This is a genomic window from Rhodococcus sp. C1 (genome assembly GCF_020809065.1).
Lineage (GTDB): Bacteria > Actinomycetota > Actinomycetes > Mycobacteriales > Mycobacteriaceae > Rhodococcus_F > Rhodococcus_F qingshengii.
Genome location: NZ_CP078080.1, coordinates 4,310,814 through 4,337,712, shown reverse-complemented (window position 1 = coordinate 4,337,712; position 26,899 = coordinate 4,310,814). Strand labels below are relative to the sequence as shown.

Annotated in this window: 23 protein-coding genes; 7 read left to right on the top strand and 16 right to left on the bottom strand. The window is 63.0% G+C overall.

From position 1 onward, the window contains the following. Positions 1 to 17 precede the first annotated feature (17 nt). The gene (locus KTR60_RS19705) at positions 18 to 464 is read right to left on the bottom strand and encodes an SRPBCC family protein (protein WP_007736117.1); all 447 of its coding nucleotides are present in this window, start codon (positions 462 to 464) and stop codon (positions 18 to 20) included. 134 nt (positions 465 to 598) lie between these two features. Beyond that, positions 599 to 1,669 (bottom strand): magnesium and cobalt transport protein CorA, encoded by a 1,071-nt coding sequence (locus KTR60_RS19700; RefSeq protein WP_007736118.1) that lies wholly within the window; start codon positions 1,667 to 1,669, stop codon positions 599 to 601. A gap of 169 nt (positions 1,670 to 1,838) precedes the next feature. Between KTR60_RS19700 and KTR60_RS19695 the strand changes: the two genes are divergently transcribed. The 4 genes from KTR60_RS19695 to KTR60_RS19680 all read left to right on the top strand — a co-directional run bounded on the left by KTR60_RS19695 (position 1,839) and on the right by KTR60_RS19680 (position 5,328). Continuing rightward, on the top strand, positions 1,839 to 2,693 hold the full coding sequence (locus KTR60_RS19695) for a PHP domain-containing protein (RefSeq protein WP_228401180.1): 855 nt from the start codon (positions 1,839 to 1,841) through the stop codon (positions 2,691 to 2,693). Then, the gene (locus tag KTR60_RS19690; RefSeq protein WP_164490628.1) at positions 2,690 to 3,304 is read left to right on the top strand and encodes a MarC family protein; all 615 of its coding nucleotides are present in this window, start codon (positions 2,690 to 2,692) and stop codon (positions 3,302 to 3,304) included. Before KTR60_RS19695 ends, KTR60_RS19690 begins: the two co-directional genes overlap by 4 nt. 3 nt (positions 3,305 to 3,307) lie before the next feature. Beyond that, complete coding sequence (locus KTR60_RS19685) at positions 3,308 to 3,700, top strand: hypothetical protein (RefSeq protein ID WP_007736120.1); 393 nt, start codon at positions 3,308 to 3,310, stop codon at positions 3,698 to 3,700. Between the two features lie 434 nt (positions 3,701 to 4,134). Beyond that, positions 4,135 to 5,328, top strand: coding sequence for an NAD(P)-dependent malic enzyme (locus KTR60_RS19680; protein ID WP_058228126.1), 1,194 nt, complete (start codon positions 4,135 to 4,137; stop codon positions 5,326 to 5,328). 73 nt (positions 5,329 to 5,401) lie between these two features. On the opposite strand, the gene KTR60_RS19675 is transcribed toward KTR60_RS19680, so the two are convergent. From KTR60_RS19675 to KTR60_RS19660, 4 genes are read right to left on the bottom strand one after another with little or no spacing between them, the layout of a single operon-like run. After that, entirely contained in the window at positions 5,402 to 6,091 is a 690-nt protein-coding gene (locus KTR60_RS19675) for an ABC transporter permease (RefSeq protein ID WP_228401179.1), read from the bottom strand. Further along, complete coding sequence (locus tag KTR60_RS19670; protein WP_054187352.1) at positions 6,088 to 6,771, bottom strand: ABC transporter permease; 684 nt, start codon at positions 6,769 to 6,771, stop codon at positions 6,088 to 6,090. The genes KTR60_RS19675 and KTR60_RS19670 overlap by 4 nt, the downstream gene beginning before the upstream one ends. 4 nt (positions 6,772 to 6,775) lie before the next feature. Beyond that, positions 6,776 to 7,921, bottom strand: a complete 1,146-nt coding sequence (locus KTR60_RS19665; protein ID WP_003945084.1) for an ABC transporter ATP-binding protein — start codon at positions 7,919 to 7,921, stop codon at positions 6,776 to 6,778. Between the two features lie 4 nt (positions 7,922 to 7,925). After that, positions 7,926 to 8,864: an ABC transporter substrate-binding protein gene (locus tag KTR60_RS19660; RefSeq protein ID WP_003945094.1), complete on the bottom strand. Its 939-nt coding sequence runs from the start codon at positions 8,862 to 8,864 to the stop codon at positions 7,926 to 7,928. Positions 8,865 to 9,067: 203 nt separating this feature from the next. Here KTR60_RS19660 and KTR60_RS19655 point away from each other — a divergent pair, with 203 nt between their 5' ends. Further along, positions 9,068 to 9,952, top strand: a complete 885-nt coding sequence (locus KTR60_RS19655) for an ABC transporter substrate-binding protein (RefSeq protein WP_228401178.1) — start codon at positions 9,068 to 9,070, stop codon at positions 9,950 to 9,952. Here KTR60_RS19655 and KTR60_RS19650 read toward each other — a convergent pair. The 3 genes from KTR60_RS19650 to KTR60_RS19640 form a co-directional block, all read right to left on the bottom strand. After that, positions 9,946 to 10,887 carry an alpha/beta hydrolase fold domain-containing protein gene (locus KTR60_RS19650; RefSeq protein ID WP_007736126.1) on the bottom strand — a complete coding sequence of 314 codons (942 nt, stop codon included), beginning with the start codon at positions 10,885 to 10,887 and terminating at the stop codon, positions 9,946 to 9,948. The two genes, KTR60_RS19655 and KTR60_RS19650, sit on opposite strands and share 7 nt — an antisense overlap. A 63-nt stretch (positions 10,888 to 10,950) precedes the next feature. Continuing rightward, the gene (locus tag KTR60_RS19645; protein WP_007736128.1) at positions 10,951 to 11,781 is read right to left on the bottom strand and encodes an SDR family NAD(P)-dependent oxidoreductase; all 831 of its coding nucleotides are present in this window, start codon (positions 11,779 to 11,781) and stop codon (positions 10,951 to 10,953) included. Continuing rightward, entirely contained in the window at positions 11,778 to 13,352 is a 1,575-nt protein-coding gene (locus KTR60_RS19640) for a flavin-containing monooxygenase (protein WP_003945071.1), read from the bottom strand. The genes KTR60_RS19645 and KTR60_RS19640 overlap by 4 nt, the downstream gene beginning before the upstream one ends. A 71-nt stretch (positions 13,353 to 13,423) precedes the next feature. Between KTR60_RS19640 and KTR60_RS19635 the strand changes: the two genes are divergently transcribed. Continuing rightward, positions 13,424 to 14,053 carry a TetR/AcrR family transcriptional regulator gene (locus KTR60_RS19635; RefSeq protein ID WP_007736130.1) on the top strand — a complete coding sequence of 210 codons (630 nt, stop codon included), beginning with the start codon at positions 13,424 to 13,426 and terminating at the stop codon, positions 14,051 to 14,053. Between the two features lie 72 nt (positions 14,054 to 14,125). On the opposite strand, the gene KTR60_RS19630 is transcribed toward KTR60_RS19635, so the two are convergent. The 5 genes from KTR60_RS19630 to KTR60_RS19610 all read right to left on the bottom strand — a co-directional run bounded on the left by KTR60_RS19630 (position 14,126) and on the right by KTR60_RS19610 (position 24,498). Continuing rightward, a complete protein-coding gene (locus KTR60_RS19630) occupies positions 14,126 to 17,887 on the bottom strand; it encodes a multifunctional oxoglutarate decarboxylase/oxoglutarate dehydrogenase thiamine pyrophosphate-binding subunit/dihydrolipoyllysine-residue succinyltransferase subunit (protein ID WP_228401177.1) in 3,762 nt (1,253 codons plus the stop codon). 175 nt (positions 17,888 to 18,062) lie between these two features. Continuing rightward, positions 18,063 to 21,872, bottom strand: coding sequence for an ABC transporter ATP-binding protein (locus KTR60_RS19625; protein WP_228401176.1), 3,810 nt, complete (start codon positions 21,870 to 21,872; stop codon positions 18,063 to 18,065). 36 nt (positions 21,873 to 21,908) lie between these two features. Next, positions 21,909 to 22,682 (bottom strand): ABC transporter permease, encoded by a 774-nt coding sequence (locus KTR60_RS19620; protein WP_042450365.1) that lies wholly within the window; start codon positions 22,680 to 22,682, stop codon positions 21,909 to 21,911. Beyond that, on the bottom strand, positions 22,679 to 23,680 hold the full coding sequence (locus KTR60_RS19615) for an ABC transporter ATP-binding protein (RefSeq protein WP_030536929.1): 1,002 nt from the start codon (positions 23,678 to 23,680) through the stop codon (positions 22,679 to 22,681). Before KTR60_RS19615 ends, KTR60_RS19620 begins: the two co-directional genes overlap by 4 nt. Positions 23,681 to 23,748: 68 nt before the next feature. Further along, the gene (locus KTR60_RS19610) at positions 23,749 to 24,498 is read right to left on the bottom strand and encodes a hypothetical protein (protein ID WP_003945111.1); all 750 of its coding nucleotides are present in this window, start codon (positions 24,496 to 24,498) and stop codon (positions 23,749 to 23,751) included. A 154-nt stretch (positions 24,499 to 24,652) separates the two neighbouring features. Between KTR60_RS19610 and KTR60_RS19605 the strand changes: the two genes are divergently transcribed. Next, positions 24,653 to 25,063, top strand: a complete 411-nt coding sequence (locus KTR60_RS19605; protein WP_228401175.1) for a VOC family protein — start codon at positions 24,653 to 24,655, stop codon at positions 25,061 to 25,063. An 11-nt stretch (positions 25,064 to 25,074) separates the two neighbouring features. On the opposite strand, the gene KTR60_RS19600 is transcribed toward KTR60_RS19605, so the two are convergent. Next, positions 25,075 to 26,109, bottom strand: a complete 1,035-nt coding sequence (locus KTR60_RS19600) for a glutathione S-transferase family protein (protein ID WP_042450363.1) — start codon at positions 26,107 to 26,109, stop codon at positions 25,075 to 25,077. Positions 26,110 to 26,132: 23 nt separating this feature from the next. After that, complete coding sequence (locus KTR60_RS19595; protein ID WP_007736143.1) at positions 26,133 to 26,822, bottom strand: hypothetical protein; 690 nt, start codon at positions 26,820 to 26,822, stop codon at positions 26,133 to 26,135. Positions 26,823 to 26,899 lie beyond the last annotated feature (77 nt).

Sequence of the window (26,899 nt, the reverse complement as noted above, 5' to 3'; positions counted from 1 at the left end):
GCGCTTTGTCCGTCAGATCATTCGGCGTGCACGAGGATGTCCGCCAAGTTCTCGAGACTTACCCGAACCGTCCGTGAAAATGCTTTCGTGACGATCGGGTCGGCCATCTTGCCGAATACTCCTCCCAGGCCGCTTTCGCTGTCGAGTCGGTAGGTGACCCGAGTGCCGTCACCGACTTCTTCGCAGGTCGTGGTCTGCGAGAAGCTGACCGGACTTTCGACGGACGTCGATTTCGACGATCTCGGTGGGTCGTACTCGGTGAATTCGGATGTCCACTCGAGACGCTTGCCCAGGATTCGCGAGACACCGTGCCAGCGGCTTCCCACGCCCATCGGGCCGTCGGTGATCTGTTTGCACTCGACCATCGAATTCTCCCAGTTGGGCCAGTTCTCGGCGACGGCGATGTACTCCCAGACGTCCTTGGGTGGCAACGCGATCTCCACGGATTGCTCGACTGTAGGCATGGTTGCTCCTCCACTTCTCCTTGGATCTGAATTTGCTTGTCGCAAAATGGATTTCGGGAACGGAATGAAAATGCGTACCCACATCCATTGTCCGCCTGCGACGGTGGCAAGTACAGGGAGTCAGCGTGCGAGGTTCACAGCCAGTTGTTGCGACGGAAGAGAAAGAACAAGCCGACACACACCGACGCGATGAGGAACAGGATGGACTGATAGCCGTACTTGTAACCGAGTTCCGGCATGTTCTCGAAGTTCATCCCGTAGATACCGGCAACGCCGGTCGGCACGGCGGCGATAGCGACCCACGCGGAGATCTTGCGCATGTCGGTGTTTTGCTGCACCGCGATCTTCGCGAGTGCGGCGTCGACCAGCGAACTCAACACCTCGTCGTATTCCGAGATACGTTCGGCCACGATCGTGTGGTGATCTCGTACGTCACGGAAGTATCGCCGGATCTCCTTCGGGACGAGGCCGCCCGCGGGCTGGGTCAGCTGGAGCAGTGGCAATCCGAGTGGAGTGACCGAGCGTCGTAGTTCGACGATTTCACGTTTGAGCAGGTAGATGTGCTCGACGGCAACGGTGTTCCGCGGGTTGAACACCAACTCTTCCATGCTGTCGACGTCCTGTTCGACGAGTTGGATGACGGAGAGATAGCTGTCTACGACGTGGTCGGTGATCGCGTGCAACACCGCGAACGGGCCCATGGTGAGGCGCTCGGGGTTCTGCTCGAGTGACTTGCGCACGCTTGCCAGTTCGGAGTGATCCCCGTGCCGGACGGTCACCACGAAGTCGGGGCCGACGAACACCATGATCTCGCCGGTTTCGACGATCTCGCTCGCCGTCGCGACGGACTCGTGCGGCACGTAGACGACCGTGCGCAGCACCAGGAACATGACGTCGTCGTAGCGTTCGAGTTTCGGGCGCTCGTGTGCATGGACGGCATCCTCGACCATCAGCTCGTGGAGTCCGAAAGTTGCTGCGACATCTTGCATCTGACCTTCGTCGGGAGCGTGCATTCCCACCCAGACGAACGCGTTGTCGCGACTACGAACCTCGGCCAACGCGGCGCGGTGCGTGTACTTGCCCGGCAACCGCACGCCATCCACGTAGACCGCGCAGTCGACGATCGCGCGGGCAGCCGGAACGGGGATCTTGGGCGCATCGGCTTGCGTCGATTTGCCGTTCGACCAATTCGGCAGTGACGGCATGGTTGGCACGCTCGCTCCTTCTCGGTCTGTAATGCAGTGGAACGGCAGGGGAACGGCACTACAGAGACACCTGATCGAATTGCGCTGCCGCTGCGGCGTAATCGTACGTCAGCTTCCGGCTCGCCCACCGGAGCGCGATGAAGTTGCCGATTGCTGACACACTGGAACAGTGCGAATAGACCTTCACACCCACTCCAACGCATCGGACGGCACCGACACCCCGGCTGCCCTCATGCGCGCCGCAGCCGACGCCGGACTCGACGTCGTCGCCATCACCGATCACGACACGACTTCGGGCTGGGCCGAGGCGGCGCAGGCCTTGCCGGCCGGCGTCAGCCTGGTTCGTGGGATGGAGATGTCGTGCGAAGGTCGAAGTGAGCGTGGTTGGCCGGTCGCTGTACATCTGCTTGCGTACCTGTTCGATCCGACGCACCCCGAATTCGCAAAAGAACGTGAGCGACTGCGCGCCGAACGCGTCGAACGTATCCGGGTGATGACGACCATGATGGCGCGTGACGGTCTGCCCGTCGATCCCGATCAGATCCTCGCCGACGCCGGTCCGTCCGTCGGACGCCCGCACGTCGCAGCGGCCTTGATGCGAGCGGGAGTGGTGTCGAGCATCAGTGAGGCTTTCTCCGACCTGTTGTCCAGTCGAGGACGATACGACGTTCCCAAGTACGACACTCCGCTCGAGTACGCCGTCGAACTGGTGGCAGCGGCCGGGGGAGTAACTGTCCTCGCGCATGGACGGGCGCGTTCGCGCGGCGGATTGCTTGCGCTCGACCACATCCGTGATCTGGCCGAGCTGGGTCTCGGGGGTCTCGAAGTCGATCACCCGGACCATCGCAGCGACGATCGTGACGTCCTGCGCCGCCTGGCTGTCGACCTCGGTTTGGCAGTCACCGGATCCTCTGACTACCACGGCGAGAACAAGACGATCGGACTCGGCGACGAGCTCACGGACGAAGCCGAGTTCGACAAACTCGTCTCGGCTGCCACCGGCGTGGAGGTACTGGGGCGCTGATGCTCGACACCACGCTCTACCTCACCGTGTTCATCACGCTGTTCGTGATCATGGACCCGCCCGGAGTCATCCCGGTGTTCTTGTCACTGGTCGGACGTAAAAGCCGTGAAGATCGCAATCGAGCGGCATGGCAGGCCCCCGCCGTCTCCCTGGCGGTCATCTCGGTCTTTGCCATCGGCGGTCAGGCGATCCTCAACTACCTCCACATCGGCATTCCGGCGTTGCAGGGCGCCGGCGGATTGCTGCTGCTTCTCATCGCACTCGAACTGCTGACCGGCAAGGCCTCCAACCGTCCGCAGGGAGCCGACGACGTAAACGTCGCACTCGTTCCTCTGGGAACGCCGATGATGGCCGGTCCCGGTGCGATTGCAGCCGTCATCGTCTTTGTCGCCCAGGCCGACGGTGAAGCGGCGTCGTATCTGGCGATCGCGTTGGCGATTCTGTCCATCCACCTCGTGCTGTTTGTGGTCCTGCGCTTCTCGACCGCACTGATCCGGATACTGGGCGAGGGTGGCATCAGTCTGCTGGCACGCATCGCCGGTCTTCTGCTCGCCGCCATCGCGGTTCAACTCATTGCGGAATCAGTCCGCGGATTCGTCGCGGGAGCGTAAGAGATGACATACGACGACAGGTACGACCGGAACGACAGGTACGAGGACGACTACCAGTACCAGGAATATCAGGACTATCAGTACGAAGACGATTACGACTATCCCGCCGACAAACGACAATGGCTGCTGGTCCGCGCTCTACGCGCCCTGAGTGGCACCGTGGCGGCCGGAATCGTGGTCTTGACACTCGTGATCATCGGTTCGGCATATCTGGGCGGCAACCGCGGATTCCCGGGTCCGGGAACAACGTCGATCACCGCGCACATTGCGGCCTCGGTGGTTGCTCTCGCCGCGCAGATCTGGTGCGACCGCAGGCGGGGTATCGCGGCGGTTGCCGGATCGGTGGTCGTGCTCGTGGTGGCAGGGCTGTTGTTGGTGACGCAGTGGTGGGGATGACTGGGTGGGGATGACACGGTGGGGATGACTGGGTGGGGATGACTGGGTGGGGATGACACGGTGGGGATGACGGCTCGGGTTCGAGTGTGGTGAGGAATCCGACCGCTTGGAGGATTTGATTGTGATCCGACTCTGGTGGCAAACTGGAGTTACTTCGAGGCGGCGCCACAGCCCGGCCCCGAAGTGCAGGTTTCGTCAGAATTTCTCCCGAAACCTAGATTGCATGGATACGCCAGGGCTCACCCGCCCCACACCATGACGCTTCGGATGTATTGCGGCCCACTTTCTCGCGCACGCCGAATGCTCTTCTTCTCAGTAGTCGTTCGCGGAAGAAATGATCTCTGACCGTTGTGAACGTAGTTTCGCAGCGGTCCGAAGGATTACTTCCCAGTAACCCAGCCCCGCTTGAGGCTGGACTAATCAGGAGTGTCATCGTGTCCCTCGTGACTGAAGCCATCAACGTACCCAAGGTCGAGTTGACCGACGAAGAAATCTTTGCCGCTCACGTCGGTGGCAAGCTCTCGGTCGAGACCACAGCACCGCTCGATACGCAGCGTGCCCTCTCGATCGCCTACACGCCGGGTGTTGCTCAGGTGAGCCGCGCCATCGCTGCAGACGAAACCCTCGCCGATCGATATACGTGGACCAACCGACTCGTCGTCGTGGTCAGCGACGGCACCGCGGTTCTCGGACTCGGCGACATCGGCCCTCGCGCGTCGCTGCCCGTCATGGAGGGCAAGTCGGCGCTGTTCAAGAACTTTGCCGGACTGAACTCCATTCCGCTGGTTCTCGACACCAAGGATCCCGACGAGATCGTCGAGACACTCATCCGACTGCGTCCGAGCTTCGGCGCGGTCAACCTCGAGGACATCTCGGCGCCGCGTTGCTTCGAGATCGAGAAGCGCGTCATCGAAGCTCTCGACTGCCCCGTCATGCACGACGATCAGCACGGGACCGCCATCGTGGTCCTCGCGGCACTCAAGGGCGCCGTGAAGGTCCAGAGCCGCGACATCACCACACTCAAGGTCGTCATCTCCGGCGCCGGCGCTGCGGGTGTTGCCTGCGCGAACATCCTGCTCGCCGCCGGAATCAGCGACGTCATCGTGCTGGACTCGAAGGGCATCATCTCGGGTGAGCGCAACGACCTCAACGACGTGAAGGCAGAACTCGCGGCCCGCACCAATCCCCGTGACCTGCATGGTGGTGCCATCGAGGCTCTCGAAGGTGCTGACGTGTTCCTCGGTGTCTCGGCGGGCAAGATCCCCGAGGAGCTCATCGCTTCGATGGCTCCCGAGTCGATCGTGTTCGCACTCTCCAACCCGGACCCGGAGATTCACCCCGAAACCGCGTCGAAGTACGCGGCGATCGTGGCGACGGGCCGTAGTGATTTCCCGAACCAGATCAACAACGTCCTTGCCTTCCCCGGTGTCTTCAAGGGCGCGCTCGACGCCGGCGCCCGTCGCATCACCGAAGGTATGAAGCTCGCTGCCGCCGAGGCAATCCTGTCGGTGGTCGGCGACGAGTTGGCGGCGGACAAAATCGTCCCCAGCCCACTCGACCCTCGCGTGGCACCCGCAGTAGCGGAAGCCGTCGCGGCCGCAGCGCATGCTGAGGGCGTGACCAGCTAAGAGGGACTACGAAAGCCCCGATCGGAACCCGCACACAAGGTTCCGATCGGGGCTTTTTCGTGTGTACCGAGAGCTACAGACGAGTGAGGTCGGGTGTTCGGCGCAGCCTGCCGGTGCCGGGAACCGATGCCCAGACCACCAGCGCCAGTAAGCCGTCCACGACGAGAGCCACAACCGCGACCAGGATTGCGCCGACGACCACTCGGTCGTACTTGTAGAGCGCGAGACCGTCGAAGATGTACCGGCCGAGGCCGCCGAGGTTGACGTAGGCGGCGACCGTTGCCGTGGCAATCACCTGCAGTGTCGCGTTACGCAGTCCGCCGAGAATCAATGGCAGCGCATTGGGTATCTCGACGCGGAAGAGCACTTGGAGTTCGGTCATACCCATCGCCCGTGCGGCCTCGACGACGCCGCGGTCGGCGCTGGCGATTCCGGCGTACGTGCCGGCGAGTAGTGGGGGAATACCAAGAATGACGAGGGCGAGAATCGGCGGCATCACTCCCAGACCCATGAGAAGAACGAGGAAGGTCAGCAGGCCGAGAGTGGGCAGTGACCGCAGTGCGTTGACCAGACTGACGACCACGATCTCACCGCGACGCAGATGGCCGATGAGTAATCCGATGGGCACCGCGATCACAGCCGAAAGTGCCACGGCCAGAACGCTGTACCAGAGGTGCTGGAGGATGCGGGTGCCGATTCCGGTGTCGCCGCTCCAATTTCCGGGATCGACGATGAAGTCCCAGGCCCCGGTGAAGATGCTCATACGGGTTCCCCCTCGGCTGACAGGACGGCGGGAACCTTCGACGAGGTCGACGTTCTGGTCCACGGGGTCAGGAATCGGCCGATCAGATACAGGATCAGATCGAGCGCCAGTGCCAGCACGACGATCGCGACGATGCCCGCAACGATCTGGTCGGGATAGTCGCGGTCGTAGCCTTGTTTGAACAGGACTCCAAGCCCGCCGATTCCGATCAGAGATCCGACTGACACCAGCGAAATATTGGTAACGGCAATAACTCTGATGTTCGCGATCATTACCGGCAGCGCCAATGGCAACTCGACCGTCAGAGCGCGTCGTAGTGGTGTGAAACCGACGGCGGTGGAGGCGTCGATGACGTTGTCCGGCACCGAGTCGAGTGCTTCGGGTACAGCCCGGATGAGCAGTGCCGTCGCATACACGCTGAGTGCGATCACGACGTTGAGAGGATCAAGGGTCTTGAGTCCGAACAACTGGGGGATGGTGACGAACAGCGCGAGCGACGGAATCGTGAACGCAATGCTCGCCAGGGTCAACGTGATTCGGCGCAGCCATCTGACGTTGCGGATCGCTGTTCCGACCGGAACGGCAATCAGGAGACCGATCAGCAAAGGAAGCAGTGCCAGATACAGATGGGTCTTCGAGTAATCCACGACCGTCGAGAAATTGTCGATGAGCCAGCGCATGCCGCTACGACCCGAATCCCTCGGTGAAGGCGACGCGGTTGCGTTCCTCGTCCTCGCGTCGACGCTGATCTGCCAATTTCGCCACGACTTCGGAACCGAGGATCCCGCCGATGACCGCTCCCTCGCCGTCGACGGCAACGCCGATACCGGAAGGCGACGAGATTGCCGCATCGAGTGCTTGGCGGAGATCGCCGCCGGGGGAGAACAGCGAACCACCGGCAGACGTCGACTGAGCAAGGGTTCGTCCCGAGCGCAGGCCTTCGACGCCGGTCACGTCGATCCATCCCTGCGGAGTTCCGTTGTCCGTGACCACGAGAACCCATTCGCCCAATTCGAGACGCAGAGCCTTCAATTCGTTCTCGACGGCCGTGCGTACAGGGTGCAACGGAACCTCGTCGGCAGCGCGGAACGACAATCCCCGATAGCCGCGATCGCGTCCGACGAATCCGGCGACAAAATCCGTTGCCGGTGCGGCCAACACGTCGCGAGGTGCCGCAACCTGCTGAAGCCGCCCGCCGGGACCGAAGACGGCAATGTGATCACCGAGTTTGACTGCCTCGTCGATGTCGTGGGTGACAAAGACGATCGTCTTCTTCAGTTCGCTTTGAAGACGGAGCATTTCGGTCTGCAGATCCTCACGCACCACCGGGTCGACGGCGCTGAAGGGCTCGTCCATCAACAGGATCGGCGGATCGGCAGCCAATGCTCGCGCAACTCCCACACGTTGTTGCTGCCCACCCGAGAGTTGTCCGGGATAGCGGGTGGCAAGGGAGATGTCCAGACCGACTCGTTCGAGTACCCCCAACGCGGCTTTGCGCGCTGCGCGGCGGGACTCACCGCGCAGTACCGGAACTGTTGCGACGTTGTCGATCACGGTGCGATGCGGAAGCAAGCCGGCGTTCTGGATGACGTACCCGATGCCGAGACGCAGCTTCACCGCGTCGGTCTGGGCGATGTCACGACCGTCGACGAAGATCTTGCCCGACGTCGGTGTGATCATCCGGTTGATCATGCGCATCGACGTCGTCTTGCCGCACCCGGACGGCCCCACGAACACCGTGAACGACTCGGCCTCGATGGTGAGATCGAGACGGTCGACGGCGGTGGTGCCGTCCGGATACTGCTTGGTGACGCCCTCGAAGGTGATCACGTGACTACGAGACCGGCTTGTCGAGGCCCTGCGCCGTCACCCACGCCTTGGCCGCCGCTGCCGGCTCCGTCTTGGTGTCGCCGGACACCTGGACGTTGAGTGCCAACAACTCTTCGGTGGTGAGCTTGGCGGACACCGCATCGAGGACTGTCTTCAACTTGTCGGAAGACTTCGACGCGCGCAGCACCGGCACCACGTTCTGAGCCGGGAAATTGTTCTTCGGGTCTTCGAGAACCACGAAGTTGTTCTCCGGGATGGAGGCCGACGTCGTGAAGATGTTTGCCGCGGTGATGTCACCGGAGGAGAGAGCCTTCACGGTTGCCGGTCCACCGCCGTCGGCGATCGGAACGAAGTTGGCTGCCGAGATGTCGAGGCCGTAATTGGACTTCAAACCGGGCAATCCGGCTGGACGTTCCTGGAACTCGGCCGGAGCACCGAACTTGACCTCGGCGGAATGCGGAGCCAGATCGGCGATCGTCTTCAGGTTCCACTTGTCAGCGGTTTCCTTCGTGACGACGACGGCGTCCTTGTCCTCGGCGGATGCAGGCGTCGCAATTGCCAATTCCGACCCGAGAGCTGCGGGAAGAGCAGCGAGGACGTCAGCGGAGCTGGTGGCCGTGCTGTCGGGATCCAAGTACTGCAGGAGATTTCCCGTGTAATCCGGAATGACACTGATGGACCCGTCCTTGAGTGCCGGAATGTACGCCTCGCGGCTGCCGACGTTGAACGACGTGGACACATCGAACCCGTTGACACGCAGTGCTTCGGCGTAGATGTTGGCGATCGTCTCGGATTCGGTGAAGTTGGCGGAGCCGACGACGATCGCGTTGGGATCGCTGTTGGAGTCACCGTCGCTGCTACCGCACGCTGTCAGTGCAGTCAGAGAGACAACGGTTGCCGCGGCTACGAGCCAACGGTTGGAACGAAATCGTGAGGTGCGCATGAGCGTCCTTCCGGTTTTTCGGGCGTCCCGTGTTTCGGGCGTCGGAAACCATTCCCTTGTGGCGAAGCCACCCGAGTGACTCCGACGGCGCCGCCACCGAGTGGCTGCGTCAGGACTGGTTACCGCGCATCGCCCGACAAGTGTAACGATAGGTACCGACATGGCACGGTTTTCGATCCATGGGATTGGATGTGAGGATTTCGGTGAAGAGCACACGCACGAAGTATTCGACTGTTGTTGCAGCACTGATGGTCCTGCCGATTCTCAGCGGATGCGCAAACGGTGATTCGGTGGTAGAGGGTGCCGAAGCGAAGTCTCGTGACCAGATCGTGGTGGCTGCTGACGCATCGGTGGAGAGTTCGGTGTTGGCCGAGGTGTATTCGACGGTGCTCTCCTCCTCCGGCCTGTCGGCTCGCGTCGAATCGGTGGGTGGTGGCCGAAACCAATCACTCGAGGCTCTGGACGCAGCGCGAGTCACTTTGGTGCCCGAGTTCACCGGCGCGCTGCTCGATCACTACGACCCTTCATCCCCGGCCCGCAAGGCCGACGACGTCTTCGAAGCCTTGAGTCGCTCTCTGCCGGAGGGTCTTTCGGTCTCCGACTATGCGATGGCCGAAGATCGTGCGGTCCTCGCACTCGACACCGGATACGCACAGTCGTTGGGAGCGAAGACGATAGAAGCCTTTGCTCCTTCGTGTGCCGCGGCGACGCCGCTCGTCTCCGCGAGATTCGTCGAGGACGGGGCAGTGGAACAGTTGGCCGAGGGCGCCGAGTGTGTCTTCGCCGGTGTCGATCAGGCAACGCAGGCAGACGTACCCGGTGCACAAGTATTCGGAACCACGACGCTGTCGGCGTTGGCACAATCCGATGCCGTCACAGTGCTCGCTGATTCGAATCACGTTCTGGCTGCGCAGAATGTCGTTCCGCTCTTTCGAGCGGGCGCACTGGGAGATTCGGCTGTCAAGGCGCTCAGCGTCGTTGCCGGTGAACTGTCCACCACCGATCTCGCCGCAATGATCGAGCAGGTGCGGACCGGCAAGGCGTCAGCCTCGGAAGTCGCCCGCACCTGGTGGGACACCCGTCAGTGACTGTTCGAGCCCACTGCTGAACTCGAATCATCCTTGGCACGAATCAGTTTCGATGCGATGAACTGGCCGAGGTCGGAAACGGCGTCTGCTGCTTCCTTCACCAGTGACGCCTGTGCGTGAGCCACGTGCCACAGTCGCGCGTACTCCACCAGGGACACGTCGACGCCGGCAGCGGAGAGCTTGTCGGTGAACGTCATGATCTGCGGGTAGAGGACTTCCTCGGAACCGACGTGAATCCTGGTGGGCGGCAACCCGTCGAGCTTGCCGTGCATCGGCGCGTAGCCAGGATCAGTACGGTCGCCTCCGGCAAGGTAGGCGTCGGCGGCGTCGAAGGACCACGCTGTGTTGACCACCAGGTCGGCCTTTTTGGTGGCACCCCGATCGCCGGGATCGACCCACGGTGAGATCAGTGCAAGCGCGCCGGGGGTCACGCCGTGACGCTCGATCAGACGGATAGCGGTCGCCGCGGCCAGGCCGCCACCGGCCGAATCGCCGGCGATGGCAACGCGGTCTTCCGAATAGTCGAACTCGGTGACCAACTGCATGAAGGCTGAGACCGCGTCGTCGAGAGCGGCGGGATACGGATTCTCCGGCGCGAGACGGTAGTCCAAGGTGAAGACCGCACTGGACGACTCACGGGCGAGATGAGCTGCGAGAGAACGGTGTGTGGACAGCGAACCCAGCGTGTACGCCCCGCCATGCAGGTAGAGAACTGCGGTGGGGCGCTCAGTTGCGCCGACGGTGATCTTCTCTGCCGGTCGGCAAGCCAGCTCCAGCGGGCGCACGACGGCGCCCGCTGGAACCTGCTGTAGCGGTGCCCCGGCCTCGAGCAACAGACGTTGAATCCGATACGGCAGCCGCGAGTTGAAAGCCAGACGGAAGTACGGCTTCAACAAGAATGCGACCACGGGCAGCGGAAGGGTGAACGTGCTCACCGGCAGGGCTCCTGACTCTTTGTGCGAACTGCGCTGTGAAACGAACTGCGCTGTGAAACGAACTCAGCTGGACTTGGGCATCATTCGGCCGGCGACGATCGCGACGATGCGCTGGTAGCCCGATCCTACGAGGCGAACCCAGGCGTCGAGTGCGATTGCGTCCATCCCGATGAGAACTCGCGGCTTGCTCTTCCGAACACCGTTGACGATCGTCTTGGCGGCGTCCTCCGGTGTGGTGCGCGCGAGCTTGCGGTCGAAGAACTCGGAGAAGACCGCAAGATCTTCACCCGGGCCTGCGGTGGCGTTGCGTGCGATGGCGGTCTTGATTCCGCCCGGGTGCACACAGGTCACCTTCACCGGGTGCTTGGCGATCAGCATTTCCTGGCGAAGCGACTCGGTGAAACCGCGAACGGCGAACTTGGCCGAGTTGTATGCGCTCTGACCCGGCATCGACAGCAGACCGAAGAGGCTCGACACGTTCACGATGTGCCCGTCGCCGGAGGCGATGACGTGGGGGAGGAATGCCTTGGTGCCGTTGACAACTCCCCAGAAGTCGACGTCCATGACACGTTCGAAGTCCTTGAATTCGGACTTCTCGAAAGTGCCGTGGTAGGCGATTCCGGCGTTGTTGTAGATCTGGTTGACCTTGCCGAAGTGGGCGACAACCGCGTCGGCGTACTCGAGAACCGCTTCGCGCTGGGTGACGTCGAGATGGTCCGACTTCACCTCGGCGCCGATGGCTTCCACCAGACGCGTTGTCTCGGCGAGCCCGATGGTGTCCACGTCGGAGATTGCCAACTTGGCGCCCTGGCCGGCCAGGTTCAGTGCTAGTGCGCGACCGATGCCCGATCCCGCTCCGGTGATGACTACGACCTTGCCTGCAAAATCACTCATTGTGCTACTGCCTTCTCGTCGTCGAGGTCGATCTGTGAAGTGGTCGCGGTGCCGACGGCGCCGAGATCCGAGGTGGCGACGCTGCGGTATGCCGCGAGGTCGAAATGCTTGGTGGCGTTGCGGAACTGGAAGGTGAAGCCAGGCCACAGGGTGGTGTTGTTTCCGTGCTTGTCCATGTACCAGCTGGCGCAACCGCCGTTGTTCCACACGCTCTTGGACATAGCTGCCTGCAGGTCCTTGTTGTACTTGTCCTGCTTGTCCTTGCGCACCTCGATGGTGCCGATGTCGTACTTGTCGATGGTGGCGATCGCGTCGACCAGGTAGTTGATCTGCGACTCGATCATGAAGACCATCGACGAATGTCCGAGGCCGGTGTTGGGTCCGACGAGGAAGAACATGTTGGGGAAGTTGGCAACTGCCGCGCCCTTGTATCCCTGCATGCCGGTCTCTTCGAAGACCTCGGCGAGCGAGCGTCCGTCCTTGCCGAAGATTCCCGCGAAGGTGGGGGAGTCGGTGACGTGGAATCCGGTCGCCACGACGATGGCATCGATCTCACGGGTGGTGCCGGTCTTCGAGACGATCCCGTTGGCGGTGACCTCCTCGATGCCTTCGGTCACCAGGTCGACATTGTCCTGGGCGAGGGTGGGGAAGTAGTTGTTCGAGATCAGCATGCGCTTGCAGCCGATCTGGAAGTTGGGCATGACCTTCTTGCGAAGATCCTTGTCCTTGATCTGGGCCTTCAGGTGACGCTCGGCGGCGAACTGCAACGGCTTCATGAAGACCGGCGCCTTGGCCAGGCCGACGACCTGCGTCTCTCGCATCCAGTAGATACCGGTGCGGCACAACTTCTGGAAGCCGGGGAGGTACTTGAACGCGAGGTGCTCGATCTTGGTGTACTCGCGGTCTGCGCGGGGCAGGATCCACGGCGCCGTGCGCTGGTACACGTCGAGATGCGAGACCTTCTTGCCGATGGCCGGCACGATCTGGATGGCCGAGGCGCCGGTTCCGATGACGGCCACACGCTTGCCGGTCAGATCGGCGTCGTGGTTCCAACGCGAGGAGTGGAAGATCTCGCCCTTGAAGCCGTCGATGCCCTTGATGTCCGGAAGTGAAGGCTCACACAATGCGCCGACGGCCGAGACGACGATCTTTGCGACGAATTCGCCCTTGTTGGTGCTGACGTGCCACCGAGCAGACGCCTCGTCCCAGCGTGCGGAGAGAACATCGCAGTCGAAGATGTGCTTGTCGAGCACCTTGTGGCGGTTGGCCACCGACTGGATGTACTTGTAGATCTCGGGCTGAGTGGAGAAGGAGCGCGTCCACTCCGGATTGAGTGCAAAAGAGTACGAGTACAAATGCGACGGCACGTCACACGCGGCGCCCGGGTAGCTGTTGTCACGCCAGGTCCCGCCGACGTCGTTGCCGCGCTCGAGAACGACGTAGTCGGTGATGCCGGCCTGTGCCAGTTTGATCGCCGCACCGAGACCGGCGAAACCACTGCCGATGATCAGTGTGCCGACGTGGCGAGTATCCGCGGCAGGTGCTGAGGTATCTGTAACTGGAAGACTCATGTAGGGAACGATATGCCTTTATTGAGTCACGGTCAATAGCTTATTGACGAATATTCAGTAGTCTATTGGGCATGGACGCAGTAAAGCGAACGCGGCTCGACCCTGCGCAACGCCGAGCGCAACTCATCGACCTCGGGGCGCGGATGCTGGCCGAACGGCCGCTCGAACAGATTTCCGTCGAGGACATCGCCGATCAGGCTGGTGTCTCGCGGGGGCTTCTGTTCCACTACTTCGCGTCGAAAAGCGAGTTCCATCTGGCGATCGTCCGCCACAGCAGTGAACAGATGCTCCAGCGCACGGAGCCGAGCGAGTCGGACGATCCGATGCTCACCCTCCGCTCGGTGCTGGCGTCGTACGTCGACTACGTGACCGAGAACCGCAATACCTACGTCTCGCTGCTCCGGGGGACCGCCAGCGGGGATCCGCAGATGCGTGAGGTGTTCGAGCAGACTCGCGACATCATGGCCAAGAGAACCCTCGATCAGCTCCCGAAGATCGGCCTGACTCGAACACCTCAGGTGGAGTTGGCCGTTCGCGGTTGGATCGCGTTCGTCGAGGAAGCCACCATCAGTTGGCTCCGAGCGCCCGCCATCACCCGCGAGGAACTGATCGACCTGACGGTTCAGTCGTTGCCCGCGTTGGCACTGGCCGCCGTCGGCTTCGATGCCGGGCCGGATCTGGGTCTGCTGCAATCGAATTGACGTGAACGCAGAAAGGCCGGGCCCCACACTCCTTGCGGAATGTGGGGCCCGGCCCTTGTCAAATTACTGAGATCAGTTGGTCGGCAGGAACGCCTCGTCCAAGATCTCCTGCTGCTCCACCGCGTGGACCTTGCTCGATCCCGAAGAGGGAGCGGACATCGGACGACGCGAGATGCGCTTGATACCGGTCAAGGTCTCCGGCAGAAGGTCCGGCAGAGCCAGCCCGAGGAACGGCCACGCACCCTGGTTTGCGGGCTCTTCCTGGACCCAACGGAACTGATCCGCATTCGGGTAACGGTCCAGGGTCTCCCTGAGGCGACGCTTCGGCACGGGGTAGAGCTGCTCCATGCGCACGATGGCGATGTCGTCACGCTCGTCCTTGTGCTTCTTCGCCAGGAGTTCCCAGTACAGCTTGCCGCTGACCAGCAGAACCCGCTTGACCGATTCGCGTGCGCTTTCGCCGCTCTCGTATGCCGGCTCCTCGAAGACCGAACGGAACTTGCCCGTCGTGAAGTCCTCGACGTTGCTGACGGCAGCCTTGTTACGCAGCATCGACTTGGGCGTGAAAACCACCAGCGGACGGCGGATGCCGTCGAGGTGATGGCGACGCAGCAGGTGGAAGTAGCTGGCCGGAGTCGACGGAACCGCAACGGTCATCGAGCCTTCTGCACACAGCTGAAGGAAACGCTCGATGCGACCGGAGGTGTGGTCCGGACCCTGACCCTCGTGACCGTGCGGCAGGAGCAGCACGACGTCGGAGAGCTGACCCCACTTGGCCTCACCCGAAGAGATGAACTCGTCGATGATGGTCTGCGCGCCGTTGACGAAGTCACCGAACTGCGCTTCCCACAGGACCAGAGCGTCGGGGTTACCGACCGAGTAGCCGTACTCGAAGCCCAGACCTGCGTACTCGGTGAGTGCGGAGTCGTAGACCATGAACTTGCCGCCGTTTTCGGCGTCGGCAGCGATCTTGGCGATCGGGCTGTACTCGTTGCCGGTCTTGCGGTCGATGAGGACCGAGTGACGCTGCGTGAACGTTCCTCGCTTGGAGTCCTGACCCGCGAGGCGGATCAAGGCACCCTGCTCGGCCAACGAGCCGAACGCAAGCAATTCTGCGAACGCCCAGTCGACATGTCCCTCACGGGCCATCTCGCGGCGCTTCTCGGCAACCGGCTTGACGCGCGGGTGAACGGTGAAGCCGTCGGGGACGTTGACGAACGCATCACCGATGCGCTCGAGGACCTCGGGAGCGACAGCCGTGGTCAGGCGAGCCGGGGGAGTCTGGTCGAGTTCGACGGACTCGGACGGTTCGGGCTGGAACTTCTCGAGTTCACGGACCTCGTTGAAGACCCGTTCGAGCTGGCCCTGGTAGTCGCGAAGTGCGTCTTCGGCTTCCTTGAGCGAGATGTCACCGCGGCCGATGAGGGACTCGGTGTAGCTCTTACGAACGCTGCGCTTGGTGTCGATGACGTCGTACATGGCCGGCTGGGTCATCGACGGGTCGTCGCCCTCGTTGTGACCGCGACGGCGGTAGCAGATGAGGTCGATGACAACGTCCTTGCCGAACTTCTCACGGAAGTCGACGGCCAGCTGAGCAACCCAGACGCAAGCCTCGGGGTCGTCGCCGTTGACGTGGAAGACCGGTGCGGCGATCATCTTCGCGACGTCGGTGCAGTACTCGGACGAGCGTGAATGTTCCGGAGCGGTGGTGAAGCCGACCTGGTTGTTCACGACGATGTGCACGGTGCCACCGGTGCGGTAACCGCGAAGCAGCGAGAGGTTGAGCGTCTCGGCGACAACGCCCTGACCGGCGAATGCAGCGTCACCGTGCAGCATGAGCGGCAGGACGGTGAAGCCTTCTTCACCCTTGTCGAGGATGTCCTGCTTGGCGCGGACCAGGCCTTCGAGAACCGGGTCGACGGCCTCGAGGTGCGACGGGTTTGCGGTCAAGGAGACAGCGATGTCGTTGTCACCGAACATCTGGATGTACGTTCCGCTGGCACCCAAGTGGTACTTCACGTCGCCGGAGCCGTGAGCGGCTGCCGGGTTCATGTTGCCCTCAAACTCCGTGAAGATCTTGGAGTACGGCTTGCCGACGATGTTGGCAAGCACGTTGAGACGGCCACGGTGCGGCATGCCGATGACGACCTCGTCGAGCTGGTGCTCGGCGGCCTGGTCGATCACGGCGTCCATCATCGGGATGACGGCTTCGGCGCCTTCGAGCGAGAAGCGCTTCTGGCCGACGTACTTGGTCTGCAGGAACGTCTCGAAGGCCTCGGCGGCGTTGAGCTTGCTCAGGATGTACTTCTGCTGAGCGACCGAAGGCTTGGCGTGATGGCCCTCGACGCGGTCCTGGATCCACTGACGCTGATCCGTCTCGAGGATGTGCGTGTACTCGACGCCGACGTGGCGGCAGTACGCGTCGCGCAGCACGCTCAACACGTCGCGCAGCTTCATCTTCTCTTGACCGTGGAAGCCGCCGACCTTGAACTCACGGTCCAGATCCCACAGGGTCAGGCCGTGGCTGATGACGTCGAGGTCGGGGTGGCTGTGGAACTTGTCCTTGACGAACTGCAACGGGTCCGTGTCGGCCATGAGGTGGCCGCGGTCACGGTATGCAGCGATCAGTTCGAGAACGCGGGTGTTCTTGTCGACAGCGCCTTCCGGCACGTCCTTGCGCCAACGCACCGGCTCGTACGGGTTGCCGAGCGCGTGGAAGATCTCGTCGTAGAACTCGTCGCTGATCAGCAGGTTGTGGATCGTGCGCAGGAAATCGCCCGACTCGGCACCCTGGATGATGCGGTGATCGTAGGTCGAGGTGAGAGTCATCAACTTGCCGACGCCCATCTCGGCCAGCTTCTCGTCGCTGGCGCCCTGGAACTCGGCGGGGTATTCCATCGCGCCGGCACCGATGATGGCGCCCTGGCCCTTCATCAGGCGAGGAACGGAGTGAACCGTGCCGATACCGCCCGGGTTGGTCAGCGAAATGGTGACGCCGGTGAAGTCTTCGCCGGTGAGCTTGCCTTCACGGGCGCGTCGGACGATGTCCTCGTATGCCGCGTGGAACTGGACGAAGTTCATCGACTCGGTGTTCCGGATGGCGGCAACTACCAGTGAGCGGTTGCCGTCCTTTCCGGGAAGGTCGATCGCGAGTCCGAGATTGGTGTGCTCGGGCGTGACCGCGTTCGGCTTGCCGTCGATTTCGGCGAAGTGCCGGTTCATGTTGGGGAACGCGTTGACTGCCTGGACGATCGCGTAACCCAAGAGGTGGGTGAACGAGATCTTGCCGCCGCGGGTACGCGCGAGGTGGTTGTTGATGACGATGCGGTTGTCGAACATCAGCTTCGCGGGGATGGCACGCACGCTGGTTGCAGTCGGGATCTCGAGCGAGAGCGACATGTTCTTGACGACTGCGGCTGCGGCGCCGCGGAGAACCTTGGTTTCCTCGGCTCCGCCGGCAGGGGCGGGCTTCGCAGTAGCGGCCGCGGGCTTGGCTGCTGCGGGCTGGGCCGGGGCGGCCTTGGCGGCGGGCGCTGCCGTCTTCGCGGGGGCCGGAGCGGCAGCCTTGGCAGCCGGCGCAGGAGGTGCGGTCTTGGGGGCGGGAGGCGTGGCCTTGGGAGCAGCAGGCGGAGCTACAACAGCGGCGGGTGCAGCCGCGTTGCCGTTCGAGGCAGTCCCGTTTCCACCTCCCGTGTTCGCCGAGTCCGGCGAGTAATCGGTCAAGAATTCGTGCCAACTGGGATCCACGGACGACGGATCGTCCTGGAAGCGTTGGTACATCTCGTCAACCAGCCACTGGTTCTGTCCGAATTGGGATGTAGAACTGCTGCTCACGGCAGGTGTTCGCCTCGTTTCTATTTCGGTACCCGATCAGAGCGCCTATATACATGAGATTAGCCCGAGCGTGTGACGAGCAATTGTGCGGCACACAATTTGTGAGCTGTCTCACGGAAGTCCGTGATCTTGCGATCGCGCACTACCTCTCGGCGGTACAAATCCGTGCCGACTGTCACGCGACGGGGTTGCCTTCGATGACAGTTCTCGACGTCAGATTATTCCCCTCACGCGCCTGCGATGCATCCCAGAGTCCCGAGTAGTGACCACCGGCATACCGCAGAACATCGTGCGGGCCGTATTCAACGATACGTCCCCGGTCAACTACGACAACGAGGTCCGCTCGGGCAGCTGTCGCGAGGCGGTGAGCTACGACGACGGAAGTCCGTTTCCGGGTGACCGACCGACTTGCTTCGAGCACCATTCGTTCGGTCGCGGGATCGAGCGTCGCGGTCGCCTCGTCGAGGAGCAGAAGGTCCGGGTCGACGAGTTCGGCACGGGCCAATGCGATCAGTTGGCGTTGGCCCGCCGAGAGCCCCTGGCCGCGCTCGCCGACGGGATGATTCATGCCTCCACGCATGTCGGCTATCGAATTCAGTGCGCCGACGGAACGTGCCGCTTCCTCGATCTCCGCGTGCGACGCCGACGGCCTGCCGTACGCGATGTTGTCGGCGACCGTGCCGGTGAACAGATGGGCTTCTTGTGGGACCACGCCGAGGCGACGTCGGTACTGCGAGAGGTGGAAGTTCCGGATGTCGGTTCCGTCCACGTCGACCGATCCGGACGTCGGGTCGTAGAAGCGGGCGAGCAACTTCACGACCGTCGACTTCCCGGCACCGGTTCGGCCGACCAGAGCGACGGTCGTGCCCGGCGGGATTTGCAGATCGAAATCGGAGAGGGCGTCGACGTCCGCACCCGAGTACCGGAACCCGACCCCGTCGAGATGGACGGCGCCGTCGAGTCGTCCGGAGATCGCGATCAAATCCTCGCTGTCGGCAGTCTCGATCGAACTGCGAGTGCGCAGCAGGTCGCCGATTCGTTGCAATCCGACGTTTGCCTGTTGGTAACCATCGAACACTTGTGAGAGTTGCTGAATCGGTCCGAACAGCAGACCGAGGTAGAGCACGAAAGCGATCAGTACGCCGGGCGAAGTCGATCCGTTGGCGATCTGGTGCGCACCGACGAACACGACCGCGGCCAACGCGAGGTCGGACAGGAACGAAATGAAAGGGAAGTAGATCGAAATGGCTCGCTGCGACCGCATCCGCGATCGGCGGTAGCTCTCGGAGCGTTCTGCGAACCTACGCGCAGCATCTTCTTCGCGGCGGTAGGCCTGAGCCGCTCGCAGACCGGCGATGTTCTCCTGGAAGTCGGCATTGACGAGCGAGATCCGTTCGCGGGACTGGCTGTAGGCAACCGAGGAGATCTTGCGGAAGACCACGGTCGCGACCACGAGCGGTGGGATGACGGCCAGCGCCACCAGGCCGAGCGTCACGTCGGTCGCCAGGAGGGCGATCGAAATTCCGCCGACGGTCAGGACGCTCACGATCGCCGTTGACATACCGGTTTGGATGAACGACGAGAGCGCGTCGACGTCGGTGGTCATACGCGTCATGATGCGGCCGGACAATTCCCGTTCGTAGTAGTCCAGACCCAGGCGCTGCAAGTGTGCATAGCTGCGGACGCGGAGCCCGAACAGCACGCGTTCACCGGCTCGGGCCGTGAGCACCGTCATGACCGCCACGATGACCCAGTCTGCGGCGACCAGGAGCGCGCCGAACGCCGTCGCGATCCAGAGTGTGGTGCTGTCTGCGGTCACGACTCCGTGGTCGATCGCATATCTGACGAGGGAGGGAAATGCGATCGCCGCGGCGGAGTCCAGGGCAAGGCACACGACAACCGCCAGTAGAACCCAGCGGACCGGCCTCAAGATCTGTCGGAGTGAGAACTGTGGATTCGATTCGCGCAGGCTCTCAGGAGCGATTCCGGGGTCTTCGCGTGCGGGTGGGAGAGCGTCGACTGCTGCCCGCAGGGACGGCGTCACCGCGATTCCGCTGAGCGCTCCGGCCATCGGTCCGCCCGCACCCTGCGTCGTAGCGGCTGTGCTGTCGGCTTCGGATTCCGGTGCCTGCGGCCACAACTGCTCGGTTGTCGGCTCGCTGCGGTCACGTCCGAAAGCATCGGAGTCGACGTCGTCGAGTTCGGCCGGTAGTTCCGGCGGCGAGGAGAACAGGGCACGAAAGAGCGGACATCGCGCTTCCAGTTCGTCCACGGTTCCGGAGTCGATGATCCGTCCGCCGTCGAGAACCGCGACCCGGTCTGCGAGCGTCAGGGTGGACCGCCGGTGAGCGAGGATGAGCGTGGTCTGGCGCCGTCTGGCCCGGAACGAGTCGAAGATCGCGGCTTCGGTAGCCGCATCGACTGCGGAGGTCGCGTCGTCGAGGACCAGGATCCGTGGGTCGACGAGCAGTGCCCTGGCAAGTGCGATGCGCTGACGCTGGCCGCCCGACAGCGTCAGACCTCGTTCACCGACAACGGTGTCGTATCCGTCCGGGAGTGCCTCGATGAACGAATCTGCCTGTGCCAATGCAGCTGCGTCGCGGATGTCCTCGTCGGAGGCGTCCTCGCGACCCAGTGCGATGTTGGCGGCAATGGTGTCCGAGAACAGGAAAGGTTCGTCGAAGACCAGGCTGACGGCGGCACGAAGCTGCTCACTGCGCAGTTCGCCGATGGGGAACGTCTCGCCCGCGGTATCGACGGTCACTACACCCGAAGTCGGGGCGTAGAACCGGGGGAGAAGCAAGGACAACGCGGTCTTGCCCGACGCGGCCGGCCCCACGACGGCGACGGTCTCGCCCGGTTCTATGCGGAGGTTCAGCCCGGTCAGGACGTCGCGTTCGGTGTCGAACCCGAATGCGACGTCTTCGAAAGTGACGCCGAGCGGACCGTCGGGCAGGTCCACCGGATGGTCAGGATCGGCGATGTCCGGCTGAGCGTTGATGACGTCGTAGACACGCTCGACAGCGGCGCGCGCAAGCTGCGCCATGACGATGACCGACGACAGAGTTCGGGTGACGCCGGTCATCGTCACGATGTAGGTGGCGAACGCGAGAAACGTTCCCACGGTGATCTTGTCGTGCAGTGCGAGATACCCGCCGAGGGCGATCACTCCCACCTGCCCCAGCTGGGGCAAGGCGGCCATGGTCGGCGCGAATTTCGCGTTCAACCACGCGGCGCGAAGACGCTCCGAATACAGCGTGCGGCTGTGCTTTTCGAGTTGGTCGACGGCTCGTTGTTCCTGCCCGAATCCCTTGACGACGCGCACGCCCGTGACGGTTTCCTCGACATGTTGGGCGAGGTCGGCGGCCCGCTGCTGCGCGGACCATGTTGCGGCGAAGAGCATCGGTCGCATCAGGAACACCACCAGCCCTACTGCGGGGATGACGGCGACAGCGACGAGAGTCAACAGCGGCGAGAGCCACGCCATGATGCCGATCGCGAGCACGAATTGCAGGAGCGCACCCGCGGACATGGGCACCATCGCGAGCAAACCCTGGACGAGTTGTAGATCGGTGATGGACCGGGATACCACCTGGCCTGTGCGGATCTGATCCTGCCCGCGTCCGTCGAGGCGTTGCAGCGAGCCGAGCAGGGCGAGCCGCAAGTCGTGTTGAACATCGAGCGAGAGTCGGCCGGCAAGCATCCGTCGGCCGTACTGGCACGCGAAGCGCACGACCGCGAGCAGCGCGATCGCCAGCGCGGCGAACCCGATCACCTTGCCTGGGTTCTCCTGGCTTGCGGCGTCGAGCGCATAGCGGGTCAGAAGAGGAAACGAGATGTCGATCGCCGAAGCGATGACGGTCACCAGAAGCGCGCCGATGGCAACTCTTCGGTGCAACCAGCATGCGTGCGCCAAGCGGCGGATCCAGCCCGGAGCTCGATCGTCCTCTCCAGCTACCGGACTGTCCGTGTTGATCGTGTTCATCGAGATCCACGGTAGACCCGGCCCCAGACAGCCTTTTCAGGTGATGTCGCGGGTCCTGGTCCGCAGCCAACCGAGCCCGCAGAACAGAACCACCCAAGCTGCCAGCATCATCGGGCCGCTCGGCCAGGACGCAAACGCGTCGACGTCGATCGACGGGGCCGCATTGACTATCGTGCCGATCGTGGCCGACACCGGAAGCGCGGCCCCGACCCCGCCGAGATCCATCGCGAGCAGCACTGCGCGGACGATCCATTCACCGAAGACGAACCACAGGATGACCGAGAGGGCACCGGCCATCGACGAACCGGTGAGCAGTGCCACCCCGGCGCCGAGCAGTGCCCACAGAGCGCACGCCAGAATGCCTGCGGCGCAGATGGCGAAGAGATCGGTGGTGAAGCTGAAGTCCCGGCCGAAGAGCAACATCGCGCCGATGCTGACTACTTCGACCGCCAATGCGTAGCCGACGGCGAATACCGCGACGACGGCAAGTTTTGCGCCGAGAACTCCGTCACGGCCGCGAGCTGTGAGGAACGTCGTGGTGAGAGTTTTGTAGCCGAATTCGGATCCGGCGGTGAGTGCTCCGAAGACAGCCGCGAACACCAGGACAAGCGTGTTGGAGACACCGAGGCTGACGCCGGTGGACACGACATCGACGTCGAAGGTGGTGTCAGCCGAATCGGCCACGACTTCGACGAACGTCCGAGTCGAGGCAGCAATCAGCACGGCCACGACGACCGGTGCGATGGCCAGTGCCCACCAGTAGCGCAGGGTGAGAACTTTGAGTGTCTCCGCGCGCACGAGCGTGGTCATCGGTGTCCTCCGGAAGGTCCGTATGCGGCAGGGCCGTAATAGCCCGGTCCGGAACCGGGACCGGGTGGGCGGTGGTATCCGACCTGGGGGACGGCATATTGCGGCGTTGTCATGGCCAGGAACAGTTGCTCGAGATCTGCGCCTTCGGTTGCGACACCGAAGATCGTGACTCCGGCGGCGGATGCCACCGGTGGCAGTACCGACGTGTCGGTGCCGCCCACGGCGAGCCGTCCGTCCTGGGTGATCTGGGCGTCGATGATTCCGCGAGCGGCCAATGCCGTGGCGAGGAGCGCTGGGTTGGAACACGAGACGAGCAGTCGACTGCGCTGCGAGCGGCGAAGTTCGTCCATGGTCCCTTGGTAGACGAGTGAGCCGGCGCTGACGATGACCACGCTGTCGACGGTCGCTTCCACTTCACGAAGCGCGTGACTCGAGATCAGAACCGTTCGGCCGGAACCGGCGAAGGTCTGCAGGAACTGACGAAGCCACGCCATGCCCTCGGGGTCGAGTCCGTTCGCGGGTTCGTCGAGCACGAGGATCTCGGGATCACCGAGCATCGCGGTGGCAAGGATCAGGCGTTGGCGCATCCCGAGCGAGAAGGTGCCGGTCTTGTGGGCTCCGACCGATCTCAGACCGACCATGTCCAGCACCTGCGCCGCGCGCTGAGTCGGCATGCCGATAGCGGCCGCGTAGATCTCGAGGTGTCCGAGGGCCGTTCGTTTCGGATGGAGACTGCCGACGTCGAGTACTGCGCCGACGGTCCGAGCCGGGTTTGGCAGCAAACGCATCGGGGTGCCGTTGATCGTGGCCGATCCCGACGTCGGTGACACCAGTCCGAGGAGCATCCGCAACGTGGTCGTCTTGCCCGAACCGTTCGGACCGAGAAACCCGGTGATCGAGCCCGCCTGAACGTCGAAGCTCAGGTCGTTGACCGCGCGCGCCGCCTTGAACGTCTTCGTCAACCCACGAATCTCGATGGGGGCAGAGAAGGATCCCATTGCGGTGTTCGTCAATGCTGCTCCCGGGTCGGCGGCGAATACGTGATGCGAGCCTACGGCCCGGACGGCTATCTGCGGATGGCCCGGCGTGTCTCCGTCTGGGGAAGCACTGCGGCATCGTCGGCAGGCATCACGATCAGGTGGTCGGTCCACCTGGCCGGTGCCGGTCCGAAGGCTTCGCGCGCATTCTTGACGACGCCCTTGCCGATTGCACGGTTGCCCGCACCGCCGATGACCGCACCGATTCCGGCCGGAACGAGCTTGCCGAGGATCAGTGCGCTGCGCTTCGCGGCGTACTTGGTCACGAATTTCCGCACGAGGGTGCTGTTCATTCCCCTCATCGTGGGTCCGGGAATCTTGCTCGTGATTGCCGTTCCCCAATTCTTGGCTGTGATTCCGGTGGCCTTCTGCACGATCTCCATACCGGATTCGCCGAGGGCGACTGCCAGGACCAGGGCACGTCGTTGCTGGTGATCCTGTACGGAGATTCCATGCACTGACGCAATTGCCAACGTCAGCAGCGCTGACGCCTCGAGGAAGAAAGCCGATTCCGCACCGACGGCAGCGATGGACGCGACCGTTCCGACGCCCGGCACGGCGGCGGTGGCGCCGACGGCACTGCCGCTTCCGGTCACGGCGAGAATGAACATCTTCTCCATCCGCTCGACGATCTGAGCAGGTGACTCGTCGGGGTGGGCCTTACGGACATGGTTGACGTATTTGGCCACTGCGGGCGCTTGCAGGCGGCTTCCGTTGTCGAGAACGGAAACGAGGACCTTCTCGATACGCCCGCTGTCGTTGTTCGTCGACTTGCTCATTGCTGCCCCTCCACAGTTGTCCTCCTCTGAAGCGAGGTGGACCGTATCTCGAGAATAGGTGAAGTTTTCGCTGGCGGCGGTGATCACCGGGGCCATAGGCTCGTACGAGACTCGGTTTTCTTCGTGAGTTTTCCCAGGCAGGAGTTCGAGTGTTATGACCGCCACTTCGGAATCTCGTTCGACGACCATCTGGCCGACGCTGCGCTACCTCGACGCCCGTGCGGAAATCCACTTTCTGGTGAGCACCTTCGGTTTCGTGGAGAAGGCCGTCTACGGAGAGGGAGACGTGGTGGACCACGCCCAACTCGACTGGCCGGGCGGTGGCGGCATCATGTTGGGTTCGCCGCGCACCGATTCTGCGATCGCCGGCCTGCCGCCTGGAATCGGTTCGGTGTACATCGTCGTGGACGACGCGGACGCCGCCGATGCACTCCACGAACGCGCTGTCGCGGCGGGCGCCACGATCACGCAGGGATTGCGCGACGAGGACTACGGTTCGCGGGGGTTCACCTGCCGTGATCCCGAAGGTGTGTACTGGAGTTTCGGCACGTACGCAGGGGAGTAGCCCCCCGCGACCTACCTGGTGGCCCAGTGCTCTGCCGGAACCACTTCCGACGGGATGGGCGGATGAGGTGGTGTGCCGTCCCCGAACGGTCGGCCACCCAACTGTTCGCGTCCGTGCGGTTCGAGCCAGTGTGTCAATTCCGGTCCCTTGGGCACGATTCCGGAGGGATTGATCTCGGAATGCACGATGTAGTAGTGCGCTTTGATCTGTGTGAAGTCGATGGTGTCACCGAATCCGGGAGTTTGGAACAGATCGCGCGCGTAGTCCCACAGCACCGGCATCTCGCTGAGTTTGCTTCTGTTGCACTTGAAGTGGCCGTGATAGACGGGATCGAACCGCGCCAGCGTGGTGAACAGGCGCACATCGGCTTCGGTGATGGTGTCGCCCACCAGGAAACGTTGCCGGGCAAGACGTTCGGTGAGCCAGTCGAGGCGAGCGAACAGCGTGTCGTATGCCTCGTCGTACGCCTGCTGTGAACCGGCGAAACCGCAGCGGTAGACGCCGTTGTTGACGTCGCGAAAAACGTACTCGGCCACTTCGTCGATTTCGTTTCGCAATGGCTCCGGGTACAGATCCGGCGCGCCTTCGCGGTGGTACTTCTTCCATTGCGTCGAGAAGTCGAGGGTGATCTGTGGGTAGTCGTTCGTGATCACCTTGCCCGTGGCGATCTCCACCATGGCGGGCACCGTGATTCCCCTGGGGTAGTGGGGATCTCGGGCGAAGTATGCGTCCTGCAGTCGCGGGATCTTCAGTACGGGATCGACGCCGCCCGGGTCGAGATCGAAAGTCCAGCTTCGCTTGTCGTGAACCGGACCGCAGATGCCCATCGACAGTACGTCTTCGAGGCCGAGTAGGCGGCGGACGATGATGGCGCGGTTTGCCCACGGGCAGGCACGTGCCACGATCAACCGGTATCGCCCGGGTTCGACGGGGTACCCGTCGCGGCCGTCCTCGGTGATCCGGGTCGGGATGTAGTTGGTGTCGCGTTTGAATTCACGACCCTCTTCGACGAATGTCGGTTCGCTCGCGCCGTCTTCCGTACTCATCTGCGGTCCCTCTCGTTCGAGTGTCAACTGGGCAGGTGCACGTGTACCCGAGCGTATGCCCCCAGAACGTCGAATTTGGCTTTACGTGGAAGCGTCGCTCCGATCGCACTGCCGCGACTTGTGCGTAGCTGCGGGATCAATCCGGAATCGAGAGCGTCCTCCGCAGCGAGAAGCGTTACTGCGCAGCCGATTCCGTGACGGCGATGCGCTGGAGCAGTCAGGGTCGTGAGATCTGCCACGAATCCCTGAAATTCGGAGTATGCCGCGCATCCGAGCACCTCGGCGGAATCGGTGAGGGCGGTGAACCACCGCGTCCGGTTCCCGAGGTCGGCTGTGGTGCTGTCGTCGGGTGGGCACAGCGCAGCGACGGCGAGGGCATCGTCGATGTCGTGGGAAATCAGTAGTTGCTCGTCGGGTGGCGCGTCCGTGTAGTCGCCGAGGAAAGCGAGATCGACGGGGCCGGTGATTCGGCCGCCGTGATCGCCGGCGATCTCGAGCAGGCGCGCCGGTTGCAGCAGGGCGTCGACGGAGATGTCCTCGGTGCGCTCGATGAACCACTGCGGCCCGACGATCGCACCTGAGCCTGCCAGATCGAGAACGTGGATGTCGTCGCCGACGACGCGGGCCGTGTGTGCCGGCCGAAGTGCCGAGTCGCCGAGGCCCAGTTCACGTGCCCAAGCGAGTCGGATGATGTCGAGGTGATGTTCGTCCACTCGCTACAGGCTAGTCCGATTCGAACGGGTTGATCGAGATGGACAGAGGTCGTATATTCCATGTGGACTATTTCAGG

What these genes read in the sequence shown, in the direction of transcription:
- KTR60_RS19615 (WP_030536929.1), bottom strand. Translation starts at nt 23,680, where the DNA reads ATGGGATCCTTCTCTGCCCCCATCGAGATTCGTGGGTTGACGAAGACG.
- KTR60_RS19675 (WP_228401179.1), bottom strand. Translation starts at nt 6,091, where the DNA reads ATGAGCATCTTCACCGGGGCCTGGGACTTCATCGTCGATCCCGGAAAT.
- KTR60_RS19645 (WP_007736128.1), bottom strand. Translation starts at nt 11,781, where the DNA reads ATGAGTGATTTTGCAGGCAAGGTCGTAGTCATCACCGGAGCGGGATCG.
- KTR60_RS19685 (WP_007736120.1), top strand. Translation starts at nt 3,308, where the DNA reads ATGACATACGACGACAGGTACGACCGGAACGACAGGTACGAGGACGAC.
- KTR60_RS19635 (WP_007736130.1), top strand. Translation starts at nt 13,424, where the DNA reads ATGGACGCAGTAAAGCGAACGCGGCTCGACCCTGCGCAACGCCGAGCG.
- KTR60_RS19625 (WP_228401176.1), bottom strand. Translation starts at nt 21,872, where the DNA reads ATGAACACGATCAACACGGACAGTCCGGTAGCTGGAGAGGACGATCGA.
- KTR60_RS19640 (WP_003945071.1), bottom strand. Translation starts at nt 13,352, where the DNA reads ATGAGTCTTCCAGTTACAGATACCTCAGCACCTGCCGCGGATACTCGC.
- KTR60_RS19660 (WP_003945094.1), bottom strand. Translation starts at nt 8,864, where the DNA reads ATGCGCACCTCACGATTTCGTTCCAACCGTTGGCTCGTAGCCGCGGCA.
- KTR60_RS19670 (WP_054187352.1), bottom strand. Translation starts at nt 6,771, where the DNA reads ATGCGCTGGCTCATCGACAATTTCTCGACGGTCGTGGATTACTCGAAG.
- KTR60_RS19610 (WP_003945111.1), bottom strand. Translation starts at nt 24,498, where the DNA reads ATGAGCAAGTCGACGAACAACGACAGCGGGCGTATCGAGAAGGTCCTC.
- KTR60_RS19705 (WP_007736117.1), bottom strand. Translation starts at nt 464, where the DNA reads ATGCCTACAGTCGAGCAATCCGTGGAGATCGCGTTGCCACCCAAGGAC.
- KTR60_RS19605 (WP_228401175.1), top strand. Translation starts at nt 24,653, where the DNA reads ATGACCGCCACTTCGGAATCTCGTTCGACGACCATCTGGCCGACGCTG.
- KTR60_RS19700 (WP_007736118.1), bottom strand. Translation starts at nt 1,669, where the DNA reads ATGCCGTCACTGCCGAATTGGTCGAACGGCAAATCGACGCAAGCCGAT.
- KTR60_RS19620 (WP_042450365.1), bottom strand. Translation starts at nt 22,682, where the DNA reads ATGACCACGCTCGTGCGCGCGGAGACACTCAAAGTTCTCACCCTGCGC.
- KTR60_RS19600 (WP_042450363.1), bottom strand. Translation starts at nt 26,109, where the DNA reads ATGAGTACGGAAGACGGCGCGAGCGAACCGACATTCGTCGAAGAGGGT.